The sequence below is a fragment of the Leucobacter sp. UCD-THU genome, from assembly GCF_000349545.1.
In the GTDB taxonomy this organism is placed as follows: Bacteria; Actinomycetota; Actinomycetes; order Actinomycetales; family Microbacteriaceae; genus Leucobacter; species Leucobacter muris.
Genome location: NZ_KB714603.1, coordinates 34,692 through 57,947 on the forward strand (window position 1 = coordinate 34,692; position 23,256 = coordinate 57,947).

A 23,256-nucleotide genomic window follows, 5' to 3' on the forward strand; every position below is an offset into this window, starting at 1 on the left:
GCATGACGGAGACAGCGGGGGACGACGTGAACCAGACCCAGTGGACCACGGAGCGCGTGCTCGCGCTCTCGAGCTGGCACGACGACTGGCGCGGCCTGCGGGTCGCGGTGCTCGGCCTCGGAGTCACCGGGTTCTCGGTCGCCGACACCCTGGTCGAGCTCGGCGCCCGCGTGCGCGTCGTCTACGGCGCCCCGGATCCGGATCGCGAGCGACTGCTCGACGTCATCGGCGCGGAGCGGTTCTGCGCCGAGAGCAATCCCGAGCAGCTCGGCGACCTCGCCGCCTTCGGCCCCGACCTCGTCGTCGTCTCGCCGGGATACCGGCCGGACCACCCCCTCACGGCGTGGGCGGCCCAGCGCGGCCTCCCCGTGTGGGGCGACATCGAGCTCGGCTGGCGGCTGCGCGACAAGACCCCGCGAGTGGCCGACTGGATCTGCATCACCGGCACCAACGGCAAGACCACCACCACGCAGCTCACCGCCCACATGCTCGTGGCCGGCGGCCTGCGGGCCACCCCCGCCGGCAATATCGGCACCCCGATCCTCGATGCACTGCGCGACCCGCAGGGCTACGACGCGATCGTCGTCGAGCTCTCCAGCTTCCAGCTCGAGCGTCTGGGCGAGATCTCGCCCTACGCGAGCGCCTGCCTCAACTTCGCCGACGACCACCTCGACTGGCACGGCGGCCCGGAGGCCTACTGGGGGGCGAAGGCGAAGGTCTACGAGCACACCCAGGTCGCATGCGTCTACAACCGGGCCGACGCCGAGACCGAGCGCATGGTCGAGGAGGCCGATGTGGTCGAGGGCGCCCGAGCCGTCAGCTTCGGCCTCGACTCGCCGCCGCCGAGCGGCTTCGGCGTGGTCGAGGGCATCCTGATCGACCGCGGTTTCCACGCCGAGCGACGCGCCGAGGCCTACGAGCTCGTGACCGTCGCCGAACTCGCCGAGCGCGGCATCGCCGCCCCCCACATGGTGCAGAACGTGCTCGCGGCGAGCGCCCTCGCCCGCTCCCGAGGCGTCGAGCCCGCCGAGATCGCCCACGCGATCCTGAACTTCACGCCGGATGCCCACCGCGCCCAGCTGCTCGGCGAGCACGACGGCGTGCAGTGGATCGACGACTCGAAGGCCACGAACGCCCACGCCGCGGACGCCTCGCTGCGCGCCCTGCGGCGGGTGGTCTGGATCGTGGGCGGCCTGCTCAAGGGCGTCGACATCGGCCAGCTCGTCTCCGAGCACGCCCACCGCCTGCGCGGCGTCGTCGTGATCGGCGCCGAGCGCGACGACGTGCTCACGGCTCTCGAGCGGCACGCACCCGACGTGCCCCGCATCGAGATCTCCGACGATGCCGAGGCGCGCGAGACCGTCGAGGCCGGCCGCGCCGGCGAGGTGATGACCCGCGCGGTGCAGGCCGCCGCGTCGCTCGCGACCGAGGGCGACACGGTGCTGCTCGCCCCCGCCGCCGCATCGATGGACCAGTTCAAGGACTACCCGGATCGTGGCCGCCAGTTCCAGGCGGCCGTGCGCGAACTGGAGTGATCGGCGTGGCGCCCGAATCGACGGAATCCCGGGGGCGCGCGCCCGGTCAGGCCCGGATCAGCCTCGGCGCCGTGCTGCGCACGGGATCCGACCCCACGGTCGCGGCGCTGTACGCGATCACGCTGCTGCTCGTCGGCTTCGGCCTGATCATGGTGCTCTCGTCGTCGTCGATCACGTCGTATCTCGACGATCAGGGCTTCTTCGGCGGGTTCTGGCGCCAGGCCTCGTTCGCGCTCATCGGCATCCCGCTCATGCTGATCGCCGCCGCGATGCCCGTGGTGTTCTGGAAGCGCTGGGCGTGGGTTCTGCTCGGTCTCGGCATCGCCCTGCAGCTGCTCGTGTTCACGCCGCTCGGCATCGAGGTGTACGGCAATCGCAACTGGATCCAGATCGGCGGCTTCGGCGCGCAGCCCTCCGAGGCGCTCAAGCTCGCGCTCGTGGTGTGGGTGGGTGCGGTGCTGCAGCGCAAGGAGCCGCTGCTCGGGCAGATGCGGCACGAGATCATCCCCATCATCGTGCCCGGCGCCGTGCTCGCGCTGGGCGTCGTGCTGCTCGGGCGCGATCTCGGCACCGTGCTCATCATGGCCGCGATGGTGTTCGGGGCCATGTACTTCGGCGGAATCAGCGCGAAGACGCTCGGGGTCACCGCCGGCGGCGGCGCGCTCGCGGTCGTGCTCTTCGTCATCACGAGCCCCAACCGCATGCAGCGCCTGCTCAGTCACGCCGGCGGCACCGACGACTACAGCGGCATCGATTGGCAGTCGACGCACGGCATGTGGGCGCTCGCGAGCGGCGGGCTCTTCGGCGTGGGCCTCGGCAACTCGAAGGCGAAGTGGTCGTGGCTGCCCGCCGCCGACAACGACTACATCTTCGCGATCATCGGCGAGGAGCTGGGCCTCATCGGCGCGCTGCTCGTGATCGTGCTGTTCATCGTGCTGACGGTCGTGATGCTGCGCGTGATCTCCCGCGCGCGGGATCGCTTCGGCAAGGCCGTCGTCGGCGGCATCATGGTGTGGATCGTGGGGCAGGCCTTCGTGAACATCGGTGTGGTCATCGGCGTGTTCCCCGTGCTGGGGGTGCCGCTGCCGCTCATCAGCGCGGGCGGAACCGCCCTCATCGCGTGTCTCGCGGCGATCGGCGTCGTCATCTCGATCGCGCGCGACGGCGCGCAGTACCAGGCGGAGCTCGAGGCCGCCGCCCCCGCACGAGGAAGGAACCGAGGCATACGATGACCAGCTATCTGCTCGCGGGCGGAGGCACCGCGGGCCACGTCAACCCCCTGCTCGCCCTCGCCGACCTCATCCGGGCCGAGGAGCCCGGCGCCGAGATCGTCGTGCTGGGCACGCGCGAGGGGCTCGAGGCCCGGCTCGTGCCGGAGCGCGGCTACGAGCTCGTGCACATCGAGCGGCTGCCGTTCCCGCGGCGCCCGAACGTCGCGGCCCTGCGCTTCCCGGCGCGGTTCGCGCGCGCGGTGCGCGAGACCCGCGCGCTGATCCGCGACCGCTCCATCGACGTGGTGGTGGGGTTCGGCGGCTACGCCTCGGCTCCCGCCTATCGCGCCGGCGCCAAGGAGGGCGTGCCCGTCGTGATCCACGAGGCCAACGCGAAGCCGGGCATGGCGAACAAGCTGGGCGCGCGCAACACTCCCTACGTGGGCGTCACGTTCGAGGGCACCCCGATCCCGGGTGCGCGCGTGACCGGCATGCCGCTGCGCCCCGAGATCACGGGCCTCGATCGCGAGGGGCTGCGCGCCGCTGCGCGCAAGCACTTCGGCCTCGACCCCGAGAAGCGAACACTGCTCGTCACCGGCGGGTCGCTCGGCGCGCGCGCCATCAACCGAGGCGTCTCGGGATCGGCGGCCGAGATCGTCGATGCCGACATCCAGGTGCTGCACATCTGGGGCGGGCTCACCGAGGTCGAGGATCCGGGCGTGCCCGGGTACACGGTGGTGCCGTACTGCGACCGCATGGATCTCGCGCTCGCCGCGTGCGACCTCGCGGTGTCGCGCGCCGGCTCGACGACCGTGAGCGAGCTCGCCGGGCTCGGCGTGCCCGCCGTCTTCGTGCCGTACAGCCACGGCAACGGCGAACAGCGCTTCAACGCGGCCGGCGTCGTGGCGGCCGGCGGCGCGCTGCTGGTCGAGGACGCCGAGCTGACCCCGGAGTGGGTGCGCGGCACGCTGATCCCGCTCGTGGGCGACGATGCGCGCCTCGCCGACATGGCGGAGCGGGCCCGCGGCGCCGGAGCGCTCGACGGCACGGAGCGCCTGCTCGCGCTCGTGCGGGAGGCGCTCGAGGCCCGCTGAGGCGGGTTCCCTCAGGCCGGCGCTTCGCCGCCGAGGTCGCGGCCCTGCTGCCCGACCGGCGTTTCGCTGCCCCGACCGGCGTTCTGCAGGCCCGACCGGCGTGTTGCCGGTCCGACCGGTGCTTTGCTGTCCCGGCGGACGCTTTGCTGTCGCGGCGGCAGTCTCAGCGGCCCAACCGACGCTTGCCGACCCGGCCCCCTCCTTCGGAGCACGCCGTTGGTTCGGACCGGATCGCGGGATTCGATCCGAACCAACGGCGTGCTCCGCAGAACGGCCCGGTGCGTGCCGCAGAACGGCCTGGTGCGTGCCGCAGAACGGCCCGGTGCACTCCGAGGAACAGTGCTCGGTGCACTCCGGAGAGCAGCGCTCGGTGTGCGCCGAAGACGAGGGTCCGTGTGCGCCTGATAGGAGGCTCCGTGTGAGCCTGAGCGACGTCACGCCGACCGCCGAAGATGCAACCCCCGCGCGATCGCCGAGAGCACGGCCTCCTGCACCAGTTCCCAACGGTGCACGACGAGCGAGTAGGTCACGCGGATCACCTCGTAGCCTTGGCGCCTCAACTCGGCGTCGTGCAGGATATCGCCGTCACGTTGAGCGCCCGAGTGCTGCTTGCCGTCGACCTGCACGATCAAGCGCTCGCCGATGAGCACGTCGACGCGGTGCCCGCTCAGGTGGGTCTGCACCCGGATCGGGATGCGCAGCCACCCCAGTCTGGATCTGAAGATGGTCTCCACCCCGGAGTCCGCGAAGGGCGTGGCCTTCTTCAGGAGGGCCCGCAGACGTGGGGACGGGAGGAGATCCAGCGCCGGAATCGAGGTCAGCCCCTGGTTCAGCGCGGACTCCACGATCGCGAGGGAGGCCTCGTACGGCTGGCACTCGGCTACCAGCACGAGCGTGTTCTCCAGCGGATCCTCCAGTTGGCCGGGCGCGCGGGGCACCGGCGGTGCCCGCCAGTGCACCACTCCGGGCCCGGTCACGACGTGGCTGTGCGGATTCGGAGGCGCGTAGTGGGGATGCCTGGGGGCCGCGAGGACCCAGAGCCCGGCGCGTGCGGCCTGGGAGACGCAGGTCAGCAGCAGACCCCGACGCGCCGCGGTCATCAGTTCGGGGTCGGCACCGGGGAGGGCGACCCATCCCTTTCGCGGTCTTCGGACCTGTCCGTTCGAGAAGGCCGATTGGAGCTCCCCGCGGGTCACCCCGGCCCGAAGGAGGACTGACGTGCGGGTGATTCCGCCGCTGCGCCGGAGGAGTTCTGTGAGTGCCATGCCTTCGAGCGTGCCCCACGAATCGCGTCGCCTTGGGGGTATTCCCGCAATCTGTGGACAGCATGAAGGATCCGTCGCGCAGACCTCCGATGTGAGCGGAGTGCCGTGCGGCGAGGACGCCGGTCCCGCTACCGGTGATTCGGGCCCAACCGTTGTTTCGGACCGAGCCGTTGTTTCGGACCGAGCCGTTGTTTCGGACCAAGTCGCCGGGTTTCATCCGAGAAACGGGCGAGGCCCGAAGAACGAGAGGCGGATCGGGATCCGTCGACCCCGGCTCTCGCGCATCGCGCATCGTGCAGCGCGCATCGCGACGGCGCGGAGGAGCCGCGGGCCTGCAGTATGATCATCATCATGTCTCGCGCGCAGCTTCTTCGCCGCCGCAACGGGGTCTGAACCGACCGGCTCCCCGTCAGCGGCAGCGTCGTCGTGCCGGTTCACACCCGCCGAGACCGGAGACCCCCATGCAGCAGCCGTCTGCCCGCCAGCCCATCCCCGTCGCGCTGTGGTGCATGCTCGGCGCCATGGTCGTGGCGCAGGCCGCCACCACCGTCGTCGCAGCGGCTCCCGCGTTCCTGATCCCGCACATGCTCGAGCGCGAGGGGATGAGCCTCGCCGCCGCAGGCCTGCTCGCCGGAGCCCCGAACCTCGGGCTGGTGCTGTCGCTCGTGGCGTGGGGCGCGGCGACCGACCGCTTCGGGGAGCGGCGCGTGATCCTGGTCGGCCTCTCGCTGACGGTCGCCGTGGTCGGGGCGTCGACGGCGATGCACGGCTTCGCCGCGCTCGGCATCGCGTTCGTCGCGAGCGGCGCCGTCTCCGCCTGCACGAACAGCGCCAGCGGGCGGCTCATCACCGGCTGGTTCCCGCCCGAGCGGCGCGGGCTGGCCATGGGCATCCGGCAGACCTGCCAGCCGCTCGGCATGGCGATCGCCGCGCTGGGCGTGCCCCCGCTCGCCGAGGCCTGGGGCATCGGGCCCGCCCTCGCGCTCGGCGGCGTGCTGAGCGCGCTGAGCCTCGTGCTGTGCGCGTTCGCCGTGCGCGATCCGCGGCGCGCGGCGCGCGGGGCGCTGGCCGCGCAGGCCAGCCCCTACCGGGCGTCGTCGACGCTCGTGCGCATCCACGCGGTCTCGATGCTGCTCGTGGTGCCGCAGTTCGCGCTGTCGACCTTCGGCCTGGTCTGGTTCACCGTCGGCTTTGGCTGGAGCGCGCTCGCCGCGGGCGCCCTCGTCGCAGCGTCTCAGTTCGCCGGAGCCGCCTGCCGCATCGTGGTGGGCGCGTGGAGCGACCGTGCCATGTCGAGGCTCGGACCGCTGCGGCTCGTCGCGATCGCGGCGATCGCGGCGATGCTGCTCTCGGCCGCGTTCGGCTGGGCCGAGTGGAGCATCCCCGCCGCGGTCGCCTATCTGCTGGCGAGCTGCGTGAGCGTGGCCGACAACGGACTCGCCTTCACCGCCGTCGCCGAGATCGCGGGGCCCGCCTGGGCCGGTCGCGCGCTCGGGATCCAGAACACCGGACAGTTCCTCGCCGCGGCCGCCGTCGGGCCGGTCGTGGGCGCCCTCATCGGCGCGCTCGGAGTGCCGGCCGCGCTCGCGCTCGCCGCCGCGGCGCCGGCGCTCGCGGTGCCGCTCGTGCCGAAGCCCGAGGCGGAGCGCTCGCTGAGGGAGTGATCCGGATCCGGTCGGAGCGCCCCGCGCTCCCGCGACCCGGCAGGGGCGGAGCCGCGATCCGGATCGGCGCCGAATCCCCGTGCCGAATCCCGCGCCGCGGGATCAAGCCCCGATCCGACGTCGCGTTCTTCGGAGCGCACCGCCGTCTCGGACGGATCACCCGCCGCAGCTCCGACAACGCGGAAGATCCGAAAGGCCGGCGGGTGCCGACCGGCCGCCGCGATCTCAGTGAGCCGTCCCGCGAAAGCGGTACGCTGGAGTGTCTATCTGAGGAGGCCAGATGATCTACCCCGATCTCGAGATGCAGATCCCCGACGAGCTCGGCCGCGTGCACTTCGTCGGCATCGGAGGCTCGGGTATGAGCGGCATCGCGCGCATGATGCACCACGCCGGCGTGTCGGTGACGGGATCGGATCGCAGCGCCAACTACTCGACCGAGGCGCTCGAGCAGCTCGGCATCAGGGTGAGCATCGGTCACGACGCCGCGAACGTCGGCGATGCCGACACGCTGGTGGTCACGGGGGCGCTCTGGCAGGACAACCCCGAGTACCAGCTCGCGCTCTCGAGGGGGTTGCCGGTGCTGCACCGCTCGCAGGCCCTCGCCTGGCTCGCCCGCGGCAAGCGCGTCGTCTCGGTTGCGGGCGCTCACGGCAAGACCACCTCGACCGGCATGATCGTCACCGGCCTGCTGGGTCTCGGCGCCGACCCCTCCTTCGTGAACGGCGGCATCATCGAGACGCTCGGCGTGAGCTCGGGCCCGGGCGCCGACGACCTCTTCGTGATCGAGGCCGACGAGAGCGACAAGTCGTTCCTGCTCTACGACACGGCCATCGCGCTCATCACGAACGTCGATCCCGAGCACCTCGACTTCTACGGCTCGCGCGAGGCGTTCATGCGGGCGTTCGTCGACTTCGCGCGCGGCGCCCGCGAGCAGATCGTGGTCTCGGCCGACGACCCGGGAGCGGCCGAGGTGCTCGCCGCGCTGCGGGAGGGAAGCGGGACGGCTCCGATCCGCACCTTCGGCGAGCACGCCGACGCCGACGTGCGCATCGTCTCGATCGACGCCTCGGGCCCCGTGCGCTTCACGGTCGAGCTCGCGGGCGCCGACGGCGTGGTCGAGCGCCACGAGGCGCAGCTCTCGGTCTACGGCCGTCACAACGCGGTCAACGCCGTGGGCGCGCTCGCGGTGCTCACGGGGCTCGGTTTCGAGTCGCGCGCCGCACTCGCCGCGATCGCCGGGTTCGGCGGCACGAAGCGCCGCTTCGAGTTCCACGCCGAGGTCGCCGGGGTGCGGGTCTACGACGACTACGCCCACCACCACACCGAGGTGGCGGCGCTGCTCGACTCGGCGCGCGCCGTGGTCGGCGAGGAGGGTCGGCTCATCGCGATCCACCAGCCTCATCTCTACAGCCGCACGAAGCTGTTCCACCGCGAGTTCGCCGAGGCGCTCGAGACGCGCGCCGACCACACCGTGGTGATCGCGGTCGACGGCGCGCGCGAGGATCCGGTGGAGGGAGTCACGGGCGCTCTCGTCGCCGACGACTTCGTCGATCAGAGCCGGGTCGCCTACCGTCCGGACTGGCAGGACGCCGCCGACTACCTCGCCGAGATCGCACGCCCCGGCGACGTGATGGTGACGATGAGCTGCGGCACGGTCTACCGGATCATCCCGCAGGTGGTGGCCGCGCTGCGCGACCGCTTCGAGCCCGCGGGCGAGTAGGGGAGCGGTCGCGTGGCGAGGCGGGCTGATCGATGAAGCGACCGAGCGGGTTCGACCGCCTTCCCGAGCGGGGAGGGGAGCCCGAGCCGGGCGCGCCCGGACCCGAGTCCGAGCGCCCGGGCGCTGAGGCGCAGGAGCGTTCCTCGCTGCTGAGGCGTCGGCTGAGTCGCGCGGGCGGGCGGGCGGGATCGCCCACGATCGACCCGGTCCGGCAGGGTCGGGCGGGCGAGGATCGCGGCTCCGAGGATCCCGCCTCCGTCGATCCCTCCGCCCCGCCCGGCCCCGACGCAACCCGGAGCGCCGCCGGGGTCCCCGAGAGGGATCCGGCGCTGGCGCCCACGGTCGATCTGAGCGAGGTGCGCGAGGCGAGGGAGGTCGCCGAGGAAGCGCGGGCGAGCCCGGAGTTCAGGCCCGCGTCGGCGGACGCCGCCGAGCGGAGCGGCGTTCGGCTCGATGCCGATCCCGCTTCGGATTCCGCTTCGACCGAGGGTGATCCGGATCGCGGCGCTCTCGCGCGCGCCGCTCCCGCTGCGCGGTTCTCGCTCTCCCGCCTGCGCGCCGACCGGGACACCGACCCCGTGCGCGCGGCCGAGCGCCGCCTGCGCGATGCCGAGCGGCAGCATCGCGCCCAGTTGCGGTCGGAGCGGCGACGCTTCTCGGCCGACAGCCGACGCAAGCGCCGCAACTGGCTGATCGCGCTCGGAGCGGTCGCGGCGCTCGCCCTGTTCGTCGTCGCGGGGGCGTTCACCCCGATGATGGCGGTGCGCGAAATGCAGGTGGTCGGCGCGGTGAACGTGAACCAGGCCGAGGTCGAGCAGGCGCTGGCGCGCTTCGACGGCCGCCCGCTGGCACTCGTCGACGACGCGGAGGTGCACCGCGCGCTCGAGCCGTTCCCGATGATCCAGCACTACGCCGTCGAGCGGGTGCCGCCGCACACCCTCGTGGTGCGGATCGAGGAGCGCGTGCCGGTGATCTCGGTGCAGGGCGACGCGGGCTTCTCGGTCTACGACTCGGCGGGCGTGCTGCTGGCGTCGTCCGAGGCGCCGCCGGCCGGTGCGCCGGTGGCCGTCGGGGCCGTGACCGACTTCTCGTCGGACGCCTTCCGGTCGGCGGGGCACGCGCTGCGCGACATGCCGGCCGAGCTGCGAGCGCAGATCGTGTCGGTGACGGGGTCGAGCGCGCAGGACGTGACGTTCACGCTCTCGAGCGGCGTCGAGGTGCTGTGGGGCGATGCGGACCGCACGCGCTACAAGGCGGAGGTGCTCTCGCGGATGCTCGTGGCGCTCGCGGATCGCGGTGTCGCGCACATCGACGTGTCGTCGGCCGAGGCGCCCGTCTTCCGCTGATCGGATCGAATTGCTCGGATCCGCGCGGCGTGTCTGCGGCGCTCGGAGTGCGCTGGCCCATACCGTTGTGCGCAGGAAATGTATACGGCAATACTAACTTTTAACTTCAGCTAGAGGTTGAAGGTTGGAGGGGATCCACGTGTCAGGCAACCAGAACTACCTCGCGGTGATCAAGGTCGTCGGTGTCGGCGGCGGCGGCGTCAACGCCGTCAACCGCATGATCGAGCTCGGCCTGCGCGGCGTCGAGTTCATCGCCGTCAACACCGACGCCCAGGCGCTGCTGCTCAGCGACGCCGACGTCAAACTCGACATCGGGCGCGAGCTCACCCGCGGTCTCGGCGCCGGCGCCGATCCCGAGGTGGGCCGTCGCGCCGCCGAGGATCACGCCGAGGAGATCGAGGAGGCGCTCTCCGGCGCCGACATGGTCTTCGTCACCGCGGGCGAGGGCGGCGGCACCGGCACGGGTGCGGCCCCGGTCGTGGCGCGGATCGCCAAGTCGATCGGCGCCCTCACCATCGGCGTGGTCACCCGCCCCTTCAGCTTCGAGGGCAAGCGCCGCGCGGCCCAGGCCGACGCCGGCGTGCACACCCTGCGCGAGGCCGTCGACACCCTGATCGTCGTCCCCAACGACCGCCTGCTCGACATCAGCGAGCCCGGCATCAGTATGATCGAGGCCTTCGCCGCCGCCGACCAGGTGCTGCTCGCCGGCGTCTCCGGCATCACCGACCTCATCACCACCCCCGGCCTCATCAACCTCGACTTCGCCGACGTCAAATCGGTCATGCAGGGAGCCGGCGCGGCGCTCATGGGCATCGGATCCGCCCGAGGCGCCGACCGCGCGATCAAAGCCGCCGAGCTCGCCGTCGCCTCGCCGCTGCTCGAGGCCTCCGTCGAGGGCGCGCACGGCGTACTGCTGTCGATCCAGGGATCCTCGAACCTCGCCCTCAGCGAGATCTACGAGGCCTCAACGCTCGTGCAGGACGTCGTGCACCCCGAGGCGAACATCATCTTCGGCACCGTCATCGACGACACGCTCGGCGACGAGGTGCGCGTCACCGTGATCGCGGCGGGCTTCGACACCGAGCCCTCGCCGCAGGTGCAGTCCTCCGAGCAGCGAGGCCGCCGGGGCAGCCATGTCGAGAGCATCGACGACGTGCCCGCGCCGGTCGCCGGCACCGCCGCGGCCGTCGCGAACGGCGAGGCCACCGGCCTCGGCTTCAAGGGCTTCAACGCCGCGGGCGAGCGCGCCTCCGAGTCGCAGAACCCGCCCACCGGCCAGTTCGGCGAGGTGCTCTCGAACCCGCCCGTCGAGGCTCAGCTGCCCGACCCCGCCTTCGACGGCGATGACGACGACGACCTCGACATCCCCGAGTTCCTGAGGTAGGCGGCGTGGGCGACGTCGACTTCGCGGAGTTTCCCGGGCTCGGCGAGCGGCTGGTCTCGGTGCGGCAGGGCATCGCCGACGCGTGCCGGTCCGCCGCCCGCGACCCCGAGGAGGTCACCCTCATCGTGGTGACCAAGTTCCACCCCGCCGCGCTCGTCGCCGCGCTCGCGCAGCTCGGCGTGCGAGACGTGGGGGAGAACCGCCACCAGGAGGCCCAGGCCAAGGCGGAGGAGCTCGCCGCGCTCGAACTCGACTGGCACTTCATCGGCCAGCTGCAGACCAAGAAGGCCAGGCAGGCCGCGCGCTATGCGAGCGCGATCCACTCGATCGACCGCGAGCGACTCGTCGACGCGCTCGCGACGGCCGAGGTCGACCGGCCCGTCGAGGCGTTCGTGCAGGTCAACCTCACCGACGACCCCGGCCGCGGCGGCGCCGCCCCCGACGAGATCGAGCGGATCGCCGAGCGCGTGCTCGAGGCGCCAGCGCTGCGACTGCGCGGCGTGATGGCCGTCGCCCCGCTGCCCGAGGAAGAACCGCCCGCCTCGGCCTTCGCGCGACTGCGCGACTACTCCGAGCGGCTGCGACGGCTCGACCCCGAGGCGACCGCGATCTCCGCGGGCATGACCCACGACTACCCCGAGGCCGTCGCAGCCGGAGCGACACACCTGCGAATCGGCAGCGCAATCACCGGAAAACGCCCGGACCCCAGGTAGCCTCGAAGCACCGCACGCGTTGGGAGAGATGATGAGCAACCCGCTGAAGAAGACCATGGTGTTCCTGGGCCTCGCCGAGGAGGACCTCGAGGAGCAGAACGCCGCGTCGCAGCAGCCCGCGGCTCCCCGCTCGACCGCGAAGGAGTCGTCCGCCCCGGCGGCCGCGAAGCCCGAGCCGGCCCGACCGGCGCCCCAGCGCGCCTCGGTCACCCCGCTGCGCCGGGTCACGCCCACCAAGCAGCCGGCGCAGCAGCCCATGAACGAGATCCTCACGGTGCACCCCACCGAGTACAAGGACGCGAAGGTCATCGCCGAGAACTTCCGCGAGGGGCTGCCGGTCATCATCAACCTGTCGCGCATGGACGAGGGCGACGCCAAGCGCCTCATCGACTTCACGAGCGGGCTCACCATGGGCCTGCACGGACGCATCGAGCGCGTCACGAGCAAGGTGTTCCTGCTCTCGCCCGAGCACATCGAGGTCGGCGGCGACGACTCGCGTCAGCAGGACAGCGGCTCGTTCTTCGTGGCACCCTCGGCGTAAGCGGTGGAGATCGTCTTCGCGATCGGAACCGTGCTGCGGGTAGCGCTCCGCATCTACATCTTCGTGCTCTGGGGACGCTTCGTGCTCGACTGGATCCTGGTGCTCAACCGCAACTTCCGCCCGCGCGGCGTCCTCGCGGTGCTGGTGGAGCTCGTCTACACCGTCACGGATCCGCCCATCAAGATGTTCCGCAAGCTGCTGCCCCCGATCCGCATCGGCCAGATCGCCCTCGACCTCGGCTGGATGCTCGCCCTCCTGTCGTGCTGGATCCTGCTCGCGATCATCCCCGGCTGGTAGCGAGGAGCCACTTCCTGCGCGAACCGGACATTATTTGCTAGCGTTGTTCCATGACCACGCGAGTGGTCCCGAACTGAAAGAGACGTAAACGATGGCCCTGACTCCTGAAGATGTCGTGAACCAGAAGTTCACGATCACCAAGTTCCGCGACGGATACGATCTCGATCAGGTCGACGACTTCCTCGACACGATCGTCGAGGAGTTGCGCCAGCACGAGCAGGAGAAGACCGAGCTGCGCGCGCAGATCGAGGAGCTCACCGCGAAGCTCGCCGAGTGCGAGGCCCGCAAGGGCGGCGACTCCGACGATTCTGGCGACGCCTCCGAGCAGACGATCGTGGTCGACGCGCCCAAGCCGGCCGCCCCGGCGCCGGTCGTCGAGGCCCAGGCCTCCGCCCCCGAGACCTCGGCGCACCCGCAGCCCGACGCCGTCAAGTCGAGCGCCATGCTGCAGCTCGCGCTCGAACTGCACGACAAGCATGTGCAGGAGGGCGAGAGCACGCGCGACCGCCTTATCAGCGAGGCCGAGCAGAAGCGCGACCAGATGATCGAGGACGCCGAGCGCACCGCGAAGCACCTCGTCGAGGAGGCGCAGAAGCAGCGCGCCGAAGAGCTGCGCGTGCTCGGCGAAGAGCGCGGCGATCTGCAGTTCAAGATCAAGGAGCTGCGCCAGTTCGAGTCCGAGTACCGCTCCACGCTGCGCTCCTACATCCAGTCGCAGCTGCGCGGCCTCGACGGTTCGCCCGAGCCCGCCGGCGCGCCCGACGGTCTGCAGTAGCAGGGAGCGTGAACGACGCTTCCGACGTGGCGGCCACCCCCGCCACCCCATCGTCATCGCGACGTCGACTGGTGCCCGTGCTCCTGCTCGGCGTCGCGATCGTCGTGTTCGCCGTCGACCAGCTCTCCAAGAATTGGGTCGTCGACCACCTGACCGAGGGCCGCACCGAGCCCGTGCTCGGCGAGTTCCTGCAGTGGCACTTCGTGCGCAACCCCGGGGCCGCGTTCTCGATGGCCACCGGCGCGACCTGGATCTTCACCCTGCTCGCCACCGTGGTGGTCGTGGTGATCCTCTGGCAGCTGCGCCGCCTGCGCTCGATCTCCTGGGGCGTCTTCCTCGGCCTGCTGCTCGGAGGAGTACTCGGCAACCTCACCGACCGGCTCACGCGCGAACCCGGGTTCCCCGAGGGCCACGTCATCGACTTCATCCTCACGCCGTGGATGTGGCTCGGCTTCAACCCCGCCATCTACAACGTCGCCGACATCGCGATCGTGAGCGGCATGCTGCTGTTCGTGGCGATCAGCCTGCTCGGCCTGCCGATCGACGGCTCGCCCCGAGCGAAGCGCGCGGACGGCGCGGAGACCGATGACGCCGAGCCCGCCGGCGCCGATCCGACCCCGCTCGCAGACGATGCCGGAGCAGCCGATCCCGCACCCGCGGGCGAGGGATCCGTGGCTCCCGAGCGACGGGACGGGGGATCGACCGATCCCGACCCGACGCGACCCGAGGAGGGGCGCAGCGATGGAGCAGCGTAGCCTCCCCGTACCCGACGGGCTCGCGGGCGAGCGCGTCGACGCCGCCCTCGCGAAGCTGCTCGGTTTCTCGCGCAGCTTCGCCGCCGAGGTCGCCCGGAGCGGCGGTGTGACCCTCGACGGGCGCCCCCTCGGCAAATCGGACCGGCTCACGGCGGGAGGCTGGCTCGAAGTCTCGTGGCAGGAGAAGCGCGGCCCCGAGGTCGTGCCGGTGCACCTGCCCGAACTCGGCATCGTGCACGACGACGACGACATCGTGGTGATCGACAAGCCCGCCGGCGTGGCCGCGCACCCGTCACTCGGGTGGGAGGGCCCGACCGTGCTGGGAGCGCTCGCCGGCGCCGGCTACCGCGTCGCCACATCCGGTCCGCCCGAACGACAGGGCATCGTGCACCGCCTCGACGCCGGCACGAGCGGTCTCATGGTCGTCGCGAAGAGCGAGCGCGCCTACAGCGAGCTCAAGCGCGCCTTCAAGGAGCGCGAGGTGGACAAGATCTACCACGCGGTCGTGCAGGGGCATCCGGATCCCTTCTCGGGCACCATCGAGGGCCCCATCGGGCGCCACCCGGGTCACGAGTGGAAGTTCGCGGTCACGCGCGACGGCAAACCCTCGGTGACCCACTACGAGACGCTCGAGGCGTTCCCCTACGCGACGCTGCTCGAGATCGAGCTCGAGACCGGCCGCACGCACCAGATCCGCGTGCACATGTCGGCGCAGCGCCACCCGTGCGTCGGCGACGGCATGTACGGAGCGGACCCGACCCTCTCGGAGCGGCTCGGCCTGACCCGCCAGTGGCTGCACGCGATGCGACTCGGATTCCGGCACCCGGGCACGGGCGAACCCGTGCTGTTCGAGAGCCGCTACCCCGACGACCTCCAGCGCGCCCTCGACATCCTCGCGGCGTAGCCCCGGCGGCTCGTGGAGGCTGCGGCTGCGCGGCGCTCTCCTCGGCCGCGGTGCGGCAGGTGCCATCGTCGTGCGGCCGGGCCGTCAGCGGGCAACGCGAAGGCTCGCGTTGCCCCGTCCGGTCGCGTAGAGCTCGACGCCCTCGGAGATCGCCACCGCCGAGGCCGCCGACGGTTCGAGAGCGACGCGGACCGGAGCGCCGCTCAGCCCGCGCACCTCGGCGACGGTCGACAGATCCACGCGGTCGCCGTGAAAGCGCTGCAACAGATCGTCGGGCAGCACGAAGCGATAGCGGAGCGCGCCGGCGGCGTCACGGGCGGCGATCCGACCGGGGACCGCGATGCGCCGCGCGGAGCGCCGCCCGGAGAGCAACAGCGTCACGCGCGGGGAGCCCGCGGACACCGCGTCGGCGAGGCGCCGACTGAGCCCCCGGCCGAGATGCGCGCCCATGGCCGGCCGCAGCAGGCGGTGCAGCCGGTCCGCGGCGCGCAGCCGCCATGCCGGCGGCACGCCGTCGTCGATCAGCGAACCCCGTCGGGGGTCCTGCGGCTGCACCGAGACGGTGAGTTCGACGCCGTTCGCCATCCGGGCGACGGCGCCGACGCCCGACCGGTGATCCAGATCCTCCTCGGCCGAGATCAACCGGTCGAGGCCCGAGACGTCGCCCGCCAGGATGAGCTCGGCCTTCCGACGATCGGTCGGATTCGAGGCGCGCTCCACGAGCTCGACCGGAACGAGATCCTCGAGGAAGGCCCGGTGCAGCGCGACCCACCGGCGCTTGCGCTCGACGCCCATGCGCAGCCAGCGCTTCGGCGCGTAGAACCGCAGGCCCTTGCGCGTGAACAACTGCCACACGAGCCGCGCGCCGCGTTCCGGATCCTCGACGCCGTCGAGCAGGATCTGCGCGATGCGGCGGCAGGAGGCGACGTAGTTCTCCGGGTCGATGCTGCTGGACGAGATGTTGCGCCCGTCGTCGCGGAGCGCGATGAAGTAGAGGGGCTCGCGGCCGCAGAAGACGATCGTGCGGGCGAGGACGTAGGCGCGGGTGACGAAGATGCCGTCCTCGAGACGCACCTTCTCCTCGGGAAAGCGCAGGCCGTCGCGCTCGAGCGGCTCGCGCCGGAACAGTTTCTGCGGCGACAGGGTCTCCATGGCGCGTGCCAGGCCGATCTCTCCCTGCGGGTACCGCTCGAAGAGGCTCTGCACGCCGCGACCGGCGACGCCCTTCATGCGCGGAATCACCACGTCGGCGCCGCGCTCGCGCTCCATCGCCGTCATCGCGCTCAGCGCATGCGGGGCGATGGTGTCGTCCGAGTCCATGAAGAACACGAACTCGCCGCGAGCCCGCTCCAGCCCGCGGTTGCGGGGAGCCCCGGGCCACCCGCTGTTCGGCTGGTGGATCACGACGAGACGATCCTCGGCCTCCGCGAAACGGTCCAGCTCCTCGCCGGATCCGTCGGTGGAGCCGTCGTCGACGACGATCACCTCGAAGCGCTCCAGATCCTGCGCCAGCACCGACTGCAGGGTCTCGGTGAGATAGGGCATGGAGTTGTACACCGGGATCACGACGCTCACCAGCGGGTCTGAAACGGTCACAGCGGATCTCCTTGCCAGCAGCGGCGGCCGGGGCGCGCCGTCGCTCGTCACTGTAGCGCGCACGACTCGCAGGTTGCTGGGGGAGCGGGAGCCTTGACACCCCGCCCGGCTGCGGGCAGCACTAAGGGGCTGCTGAGGGCGGCGCGTTAGCATGAGGCGGATGAAGGGCGCGAACGACCGATCGGGGCGCATCCGCTATCTCGAGGGGTTGCGGGCCATCGCGATCGTGGCGGTGGTGGTGATCCACGCCGCGATCACGGAGTGGCATGAGCTGCCGCCGGGAAGCGCGCGCTGGGAGGCGCTGAACTGAATCAACAGCGTGCTGCGCTTCTGCGTGCCGGTGTTCTTCATGATCTCGGGCGCGCTGTTTCTCGCACCGGAGCGCGAGCTGAGCCTGCGCACCCTGTGGCGCAGGAACATCCCGCGCCTGCTCGTCGCCTTCGCCTGCTGGTCGCTGTTCTTCGCCCTCGTCGAGGTGTACGGGCCGGGCGGCAGCCGCGACCTCGGCGAGCTGGCGCAGAGGTTCTTCACCGGGCACTTCCACCTGTGGTTCCTGCTCGCGCTCACGGGGATGTACCTGGTGCTGCCGCTGCTACGGGCGATCGTGCGGGATCGGGCCACGGCGTGGTACTTCGTCACCCTGGCCGGGCCGTTCGCGTTCGTGCTCCCGCTGCTCGAGCACCTGCCGGTGGTCGGCGAGGTGCTGAGGGAGGTGCTCGGCACGATGCGGGTGCAGCTGGTGCTCGGATACTCCGCCTACTTCGTGCTGGGCCACCTGCTGAGCCGGATCGAGCTGAGCCGGGGGCGGCTCCGGTGGATCGCGGCGACCGGGGCGCTCGGCGCGGCGAGCACCGGGTTGGGCACCTCGCTCGTCTCGCGCGCGGAGGGCGCCTCCGACGAGCTGTTCCTCGACTTCCTCACTCCCGGCGTCGCGCTCGCCTCGGTGGCCGTCTTCTGCCTCGCGAGGGCGTGCTGGCGAGACGAGCGCGGGCGCCTCCCGCCGATCGCCGCGGCGCTCGCCGCGAACTCCCTCGGCATCTACCTGGTGCACCCCTTTTTCCAGTGGGTCTACCGGCAGTTCGGCATCACCACCGAATTCGCGACGCCCCTGGTATCGGTGCCGCTGCTCGCCGTGCTCGTGCTGATCCCGAGCCTCGCCGTCTCGGTGCTGCTGCGGCACATCCCCGGTGCCCGCCGCGTCATCGCGTAGACCCGCCGGCCGGACGAGGGGCGGACGCGGTCCGGATCCCGACTCCGGTCGCAGCCGAGCCCGGACGGCCGCGCTCGCGATGTCGCAGGCCCGCGGTACTCTTGAGTGGTCGGCGAAAGGGGCTCATCCGGTGTCTGAGAAAGACGGTTTCGTACACCTGCACGTGCACAGCGAGTACTCGATGCTCGACGGCGCGGCGCGAGTCGGACCGCTCATGGAGGCCGCCGCAGCCCAGGGCATGCCCGCGATCGCGGTCACCGACCACGGCAACACCTTCGGCGCCTTCGACTTCTGGAAGCAGGCGAAGGATCGCGGGCTCAACCCGATCATCGGCATCGAGGCGTACCTCACGCCCGGCACCCACCGCTCGGATCGCACCCGTGTGCGGTGGGGCGATGGCGCTGGCGACGACGTCTCGGGTGCCGGCGCGTACACGCACATGACGATGCTCTCCGAGACGACCGAGGGCATGCACAACCTGTTCCGGCTGTCGTCGCTCTCGTCGATGGAGGGCTACTACTTCAAGCCCCGCATGGACCGCGAACTGCTGCAGACCTACGGCAAGGGGCTCATCACCACGACGGGATGCCCGTCGGGCGAGATCCAGACCCGTCTGCGCCTCGGTCAGTACGACGAGGCGATCAAGGCGGCCGCCGAGTTCCAGGACATCTTCGGCAAGGAGAACTTCTTCTGCGAGCTGATGGACCACGGCCTCGACATCGAGCGCCAGGTGCAGTCCGACCTCATCAAGATCGCGCGCGACCTGAGCATCCCGCTCGTCGCCACGAACGACCTGCACTACGTGCACGAGGCAGACGCCGAAGCGCACTCGGCGCTGCTCTGCGTGCAGTCGGGATCGCGGCTCGACGACCCCAACCGCTTCCAGTTCAACGGCTCGGGCTACTACCTGAAGAGCGCCGCGGAGATGCGGCACATCTTCCGCGACTTCCCCGAGGCCTGCGACAACACGCTGCTCATCGCTGAACGATGCAACGTCGAGTTCAACACGTCCGCCAACTACATGCCCCGCTACCCCGTGCCCGACGGTGAGACCGAGGACAGCTGGTTCGTGAAAGAGGTCGAGCGCGGCCTCCACTACCGCTACCCGGAGGGCATCCCCGACGAGGTGCGCAAGCAGGCCGAGTACGAGATCGGCGTGATCACCCAGATGGGGTTCCCCGGCTACTTCCTCGTGGTCGCCGACTTCATCAACTGGTCGAAGGACAACGGCATCCGGGTAGGTCCGGGCCGCGGTTCGGGCGCGGGCTCGATGGTGGCGTACGCGATGAGGATCACGGATCTCGACCCGCTGCAGCACGGCCTCATCTTCGAGCGCTTCCTCAACCCCGACCGCGTCTCGATGCCCGACTTCGACGTCGACTTCGACGATCGCCGTCGCGGCGAGGTCATCAAGTACGTGACCGAGAAGTACGGCGACGAGCGCGTGGCGCAGATCGTCACCTACGGCACGATCAAGTCGAAGCAGGCGCTCAAGGACGCCTCGCGCGTGCTCGGCTTCCCGTTCGGCATGGGCGAGAAGCTCACGAAGGCCATGCCGCCCGCCGTCATGGCGAAGGACATCCCGTTGTCGGGCATCACCGATCCCGAGCACCCCCGCTACAAGGAGGCCGCCGAGTTCCGCACGGTGCTGCAGGAGGATCCCGACGCGAAGAAGGTCTACGAGACCGCGCTCGGGCTCGAGGGTCTGAAGCGCCAGTGGGGTGTGCACGCCGCCGGCGTCATCATGTCGAGCGATCCCCTCATCGACATCATCCCGCTGCAGAAGCGCGAGCAGGACGGCCAGATCGTCACGCAGTTCGACTACCCGACCTGCGAGGGCCTCGGCCTCATCAAGATGGACTTCCTGGGGCTCCGAAACCTCACGATCATCTCGGACGCCCTCGAGAACATCAGGCTCAACCGCGACGAGGATCTCGACCTCGAGCGGCTCGAACTCGACGACGCCGACTCCTACGAACTGCTGGCACGCGGCGACACGCTGGGCGTGTTCCAGCTCGACGGCGGCCCCATGCGCGGCCTGCTGCGCCTCATGAAGCCCGACAACTTCGAGGACATCTCGGCCGTGCTCGCCCTGTACCGGCCCGGCCCCATGGGCGCGGACTCGCACACGAACTACGCGCTGCGCAAGAACGGCCTGCAGAAGATCACGCCGATCCACCCCGAGCTCGAGGAACCGCTGAAGGACATCCTCGACACCACCTACGGCCTCATCATCTATCAGGAGCAGGTGATGTCGATCGCCCAGCGGGTGGCCGGCTTCTCGCTCGGCCAGGCCGACATTCTGCGCCGCGCCATGGGCAAGAAGAAGAAGTCCGAGCTCGACAAGCAGTACGAGGGCTTCTCCGGCGGCATGAAGGAGCGCGGCTTCTCGGACGCCGCGGTCAAGGCGCTCTGGGACATCCTGCTGCCGTTCTCGGACTACGCGTTCAACAAGGCGCACTCGGCGGCGTACGGCGTGGTGAGCTACTGGACGGCATACCTCAAAGCCCACTACCCGGCCGAGTACATGGCGGCGCTGCTCACGAGCGTGGGCGACTCCAAGGACAAGCTCGCCGTCTACCTCAACGAGTGCCGCCGCATGGGCATCAAGGTGCTGCCTCCCGCCGTGAACGAGTCGTTCGCGAACTTCTCGGCGGTGGGCGACGACATCCGCTTCGGCCTGGGCGCGATCCGCAACGTCGGCACGCACGTGGTCGAGGGGATCCGCGAAGCCCGCGAGCAGAAGGGGCGCTTCGAGAGCTTCCACGACTTCCTGAAGAAGGTGCCGCTCTCGGTGCTGAACAAGCGCACCGTGGAGTCGCTCATCAAGGCGGGTGCGTTCGACGGGCTCGGCGGCACGCGCCGCGCGCTCGTCGAGATCCACGAGCAGTCGATCGAGAGCGCGGTGAAGGAGAAGCGCGACGCCGAGAACGGCAACATCGGCTTCGACTTCGACAGCCTCTTCGCCGAAGCCGCCGAGGCGACGGGCGACTCGGCCGAGGCGGTGTCGCAGGTGCCCGATCGTCCCGAGTGGACGAAGAAGGACAAACTCTCGTTCGAGCGCGAGATGCTTGGCCTCTACGTCTCGGACCACCCGCTGCGCGGGCTCGACGTCCCCCTCGCCAAGGAGGCGAGCGTGACGGTGCAGCAGGTCACGAACCCCGAGAACAGCTCGAGCTTCGACGGCGAGATCGTGACCGTCGCGGGCCTGCTCACGAGCGTGCAGCATCGCACCGCGAAATCGGGCAATCTCTACGGCATGGTGACGATCGAGGACTTCACGGGCGAGGTGCAGGCGCTCTTCATGGGCAAGTCGTACCAGGAGTTCGGCAGCCTCCTGCAGCCCGACAGCATCGTGGCGCTGCGCGGCAAGCTGAACGCCCGCGACGACGGCATGTCGATGCACGCCTACGGGGTGAAGCCGATCGATGCGGGGGTGCAGGAGGACGCGACGGCGCTCGCGCTCACGCTCTCGGAGTCGCGCGCGACCGAGCCCCTGATGGAGGAGCTCAAGTCGACGCTGCGCCGTCACCCCGGCGAGAGCGAGGTGCGGCTGAGTCTGATCACGCCGCACGCGGTGCGCATCTTCGAGCTGCGCGAGCAGGTGAGGATCACCTCCGACCTGTTCGGGGAACTGAAGGGCCTGCTCGGCCCGCGCTGCCTGCTGCCGGCCGAGGAACTGGTCTCGTAGCGGGGCCCGCCGTGCTCACGGGGGCTTCGGGTCGCGTCGGGGCGGTGCGGTTCTTCTCGGGGCGGTTCGGTTCTCGTCGCAGCAGCACCGATTCGATGGACGCACCCCGCTGTAACACGCGCGGAGTATGGTGGGGGTCATGAGCGAGATGCAGCAGCAGATCATTCGCGAGCTCGGGTCGGTCGCCGAGATCGACCCCGCAGCCGAGGTGGAGCGCCGGGTGGCGTTCCTCGTCGAGTACGCGCGCTCGGTGCCCGGATCTCGCGGCTTCGTGCTCGGGATCTCGGGAGGTCAGGATTCCTCGCTGGCCGGAAGACTGGCACAGCTGGCGGTGGAGCGACTGCGAGCCGAGGGGCGGGACGCGGAGTTCATCGCGGTGCGCCTGCCCTACGGTGTGCAGCACGACGAGGACGACGCGCGGCTCGCGCTGCAGTTCGTCCGCCCCGATCGCGCCGTCACCGTCGATATCGCGGCGGGCGTCGACGGGCTGACGGCTGCGGTCTCGGCGGGCACCGGGGAACCGGTGAGCGACTTCAACAAGGGCAATGTGAAGGCCCGCATGCGCATGGTCGCGCAGTACGCGATCGCGGGCGACCGCGGGCTGCTCGTGATCGGCACGGACCACGCGGCCGAGGCCATCACCGGCTTCTTCACGAAGTTCGGCGACGGCGCGGCCGACGTGCTGCCGCTCTCGGGGCTCACCAAAGGGCAGGGCGCGGCGCTGCTGCAGCAGCTCGAGGCCCCGGACCGGCTCTGGAAAAAGGTCCCTACCGCCGATCTGCTCGACGGGGAACCCGGCCAGTCGGACGAGTCGAGCCTCGGCGTGAGTTACTCCGAGATCGACGCCTACCTGCGCGGCGAGGAGGTCTCGTCGGCGACGGCCGAGAACCTCGAGCGCCGCTACCGCAGCACCGAGCACAAGCGCCGTCTGCCGGTCGCCCCGCGGGACGGCTGGTGGAGCGGCGCCGAGAGGAGCGCAGAGCGATGACCACCACCACGTTCGTACTGGCGGGAGGCTGCTTCTGGTGCCTCGACGCGGCCTATCGGGCGCTGAAGGGCGTGACCGAGGTGGTGTCGTGCTACACGGGCGGCTCCGCCCCGCACCCGAGTTACGAGCAGGTCTGCACCGGCACCACCGGCCACGCCGAGGCCGTTGCGGTCGCCTTCGACGAGAGTGCGATTCCCGCCCAGGTGATCCTCGACGCCTTCTTCACCATGCACGATCCCACCCAGCTGAATCGACAGGGCGCCGACGTCGGCACGCAGTACCGCTCGGCGATGTTCCCGGCCGACGACGAGCAGCGGAAGCTCTTCGAGGAGGCGCGTCGCCGTGCTTCGGAGATCTGGCCCGGTGAGGTCGTCACCACGATCGAGCCGCTCGGCGAGGTCTACCCGGCCGAGGAGCACCACCAGGACTTCTTCGCGAAGAACCCCACGCAGGGGTACTGCCTCGCGGTCGCGGTGCCCAAGGTCAACAAGGTGCGCGCGGCCTTCTCCGAGTACCTGCGCTGACCCGGGCGGGCCGGCGCCTTTTCGAAGCAGTTTTTCGACGGCG

The 23,256-nt window shown here is 70.7% G+C and carries 20 protein-coding genes; 18 read left to right on the forward strand and 2 right to left on the reverse strand.

Annotated elements, in window-relative coordinates:
- The first annotated feature begins 2 nt into the window (after nucleotides 1–2).
- From murD to H490_RS26460, 3 genes are read left to right on the forward strand one after another with little or no spacing between them, the layout of a single operon-like run.
- Nucleotides 3–1,535, forward strand: a complete 1,533-nt coding sequence (gene murD / locus H490_RS26450) for a UDP-N-acetylmuramoyl-L-alanine--D-glutamate ligase (RefSeq protein ID WP_017884508.1) — start codon at nucleotides 3–5, stop codon at nucleotides 1,533–1,535.
- A 5-nt stretch (nucleotides 1,536–1,540) separates the two neighbouring features.
- Nucleotides 1,541–2,767: a putative lipid II flippase FtsW gene (gene ftsW, locus H490_RS26455; protein ID WP_152424287.1), complete on the forward strand. Its 1,227-nt coding sequence runs from the start codon at nucleotides 1,541–1,543 to the stop codon at nucleotides 2,765–2,767.
- Nucleotides 2,764–3,840, forward strand: a complete 1,077-nt coding sequence (locus H490_RS26460) for a UDP-N-acetylglucosamine--N-acetylmuramyl-(pentapeptide) pyrophosphoryl-undecaprenol N-acetylglucosamine transferase (RefSeq protein ID WP_017884510.1) — start codon at nucleotides 2,764–2,766, stop codon at nucleotides 3,838–3,840. The genes ftsW and H490_RS26460 overlap by 4 nt, the downstream gene beginning before the upstream one ends.
- Before the next feature lie 434 nt (nucleotides 3,841–4,274).
- Here H490_RS26460 and H490_RS31345 read toward each other — a convergent pair whose 3' ends face one another.
- Nucleotides 4,275–4,940 carry an endonuclease domain-containing protein gene (locus H490_RS31345; protein ID WP_017884511.1) on the reverse strand — a complete coding sequence of 222 codons (666 nt, stop codon included), beginning with the start codon at nucleotides 4,938–4,940 and terminating at the stop codon, nucleotides 4,275–4,277.
- 626 nt (nucleotides 4,941–5,566) lie between these two features.
- On the opposite strand from H490_RS31345, the gene H490_RS26465 reads away from it, so the two are divergent.
- The 10 genes from H490_RS26465 (at nucleotide 5,567) to H490_RS26505 (ending at nucleotide 15,204) form a co-directional block, all read left to right on the forward strand.
- Nucleotides 5,567–6,769, forward strand: coding sequence for an MFS transporter (locus H490_RS26465; RefSeq protein WP_017884512.1), 1,203 nt, complete (start codon nucleotides 5,567–5,569; stop codon nucleotides 6,767–6,769).
- Between the two features lie 280 nt (nucleotides 6,770–7,049).
- Nucleotides 7,050–8,489, forward strand: a complete 1,440-nt coding sequence (gene murC, locus H490_RS26470) for a UDP-N-acetylmuramate--L-alanine ligase (RefSeq protein ID WP_017884513.1) — start codon at nucleotides 7,050–7,052, stop codon at nucleotides 8,487–8,489.
- A gap of 32 nt (nucleotides 8,490–8,521) precedes the next feature.
- Complete coding sequence (locus tag H490_RS31760; RefSeq protein WP_017884514.1) at nucleotides 8,522–9,835, forward strand: FtsQ-type POTRA domain-containing protein; 1,314 nt, start codon at nucleotides 8,522–8,524, stop codon at nucleotides 9,833–9,835.
- A gap of 139 nt (nucleotides 9,836–9,974) precedes the next feature.
- Nucleotides 9,975–11,219 (forward strand): cell division protein FtsZ, encoded by a 1,245-nt coding sequence (gene ftsZ, locus H490_RS26475; RefSeq protein ID WP_017884515.1) that lies wholly within the window; start codon nucleotides 9,975–9,977, stop codon nucleotides 11,217–11,219.
- Nucleotides 11,220–11,224: 5 nt separating this feature from the next.
- Nucleotides 11,225–11,932, forward strand: coding sequence for a YggS family pyridoxal phosphate-dependent enzyme (locus H490_RS26480; RefSeq protein ID WP_017884516.1), 708 nt, complete (start codon nucleotides 11,225–11,227; stop codon nucleotides 11,930–11,932).
- Between the two features lie 31 nt (nucleotides 11,933–11,963).
- Nucleotides 11,964–12,473 carry a cell division protein SepF gene (locus tag H490_RS26485; protein ID WP_041205663.1) on the forward strand — a complete coding sequence of 170 codons (510 nt, stop codon included), beginning with the start codon at nucleotides 11,964–11,966 and terminating at the stop codon, nucleotides 12,471–12,473.
- A 3-nt stretch (nucleotides 12,474–12,476) separates the two neighbouring features.
- Nucleotides 12,477–12,770, forward strand: coding sequence for a YggT family protein (locus H490_RS26490; RefSeq protein WP_017884518.1), 294 nt, complete (start codon nucleotides 12,477–12,479; stop codon nucleotides 12,768–12,770).
- Between the two features lie 91 nt (nucleotides 12,771–12,861).
- Nucleotides 12,862–13,545: a DivIVA domain-containing protein gene (locus tag H490_RS26495; RefSeq protein ID WP_031290131.1), complete on the forward strand. Its 684-nt coding sequence runs from the start codon at nucleotides 12,862–12,864 to the stop codon at nucleotides 13,543–13,545.
- Between the two features lie 8 nt (nucleotides 13,546–13,553).
- Complete coding sequence (lspA, locus tag H490_RS26500) at nucleotides 13,554–14,300, forward strand: signal peptidase II (RefSeq protein WP_228407046.1); 747 nt, start codon at nucleotides 13,554–13,556, stop codon at nucleotides 14,298–14,300.
- A complete protein-coding gene (locus tag H490_RS26505; RefSeq protein ID WP_017884521.1) occupies nucleotides 14,287–15,204 on the forward strand; it encodes an RluA family pseudouridine synthase in 918 nt (305 codons plus the stop codon). Before lspA ends, H490_RS26505 begins: the two co-directional genes overlap by 14 nt.
- Nucleotides 15,205–15,288: 84 nt before the next feature.
- On the opposite strand, the gene H490_RS26510 is transcribed toward H490_RS26505, so the two are convergent.
- Nucleotides 15,289–16,800 carry a glycosyltransferase family 2 protein gene (locus tag H490_RS26510; RefSeq protein WP_017884522.1) on the reverse strand — a complete coding sequence of 504 codons (1,512 nt, stop codon included), beginning with the start codon at nucleotides 16,798–16,800 and terminating at the stop codon, nucleotides 15,289–15,291.
- Between the two features lie 160 nt (nucleotides 16,801–16,960).
- Between H490_RS26510 and H490_RS32370 the strand changes: the two genes are divergently transcribed.
- From H490_RS32370 to msrA, 5 genes are all read left to right on the forward strand, one after another.
- Nucleotides 16,961–17,110, forward strand: a complete 150-nt coding sequence (locus tag H490_RS32370; RefSeq protein ID WP_017884523.1) for a hypothetical protein — start codon at nucleotides 16,961–16,963, stop codon at nucleotides 17,108–17,110.
- 9 nt (nucleotides 17,111–17,119) lie between these two features.
- Nucleotides 17,120–18,010: an acyltransferase gene (locus H490_RS26515; protein ID WP_017884524.1), complete on the forward strand. Its 891-nt coding sequence runs from the start codon at nucleotides 17,120–17,122 to the stop codon at nucleotides 18,008–18,010.
- A 181-nt stretch (nucleotides 18,011–18,191) separates the two neighbouring features.
- Entirely contained in the window at nucleotides 18,192–21,701 is a 3,510-nt protein-coding gene (dnaE, locus tag H490_RS26520; protein ID WP_051066213.1) for a DNA polymerase III subunit alpha, read from the forward strand.
- Between the two features lie 139 nt (nucleotides 21,702–21,840).
- Nucleotides 21,841–22,689, forward strand: coding sequence for an ammonia-dependent NAD(+) synthetase (gene nadE, locus H490_RS26525; protein WP_031290132.1), 849 nt, complete (start codon nucleotides 21,841–21,843; stop codon nucleotides 22,687–22,689).
- Nucleotides 22,686–23,213: a peptide-methionine (S)-S-oxide reductase MsrA gene (msrA, locus tag H490_RS26530; RefSeq protein WP_017884527.1), complete on the forward strand. Its 528-nt coding sequence runs from the start codon at nucleotides 22,686–22,688 to the stop codon at nucleotides 23,211–23,213. Before nadE ends, msrA begins: the two co-directional genes overlap by 4 nt.
- Nucleotides 23,214–23,256: the final 43 nt, after the last annotated feature.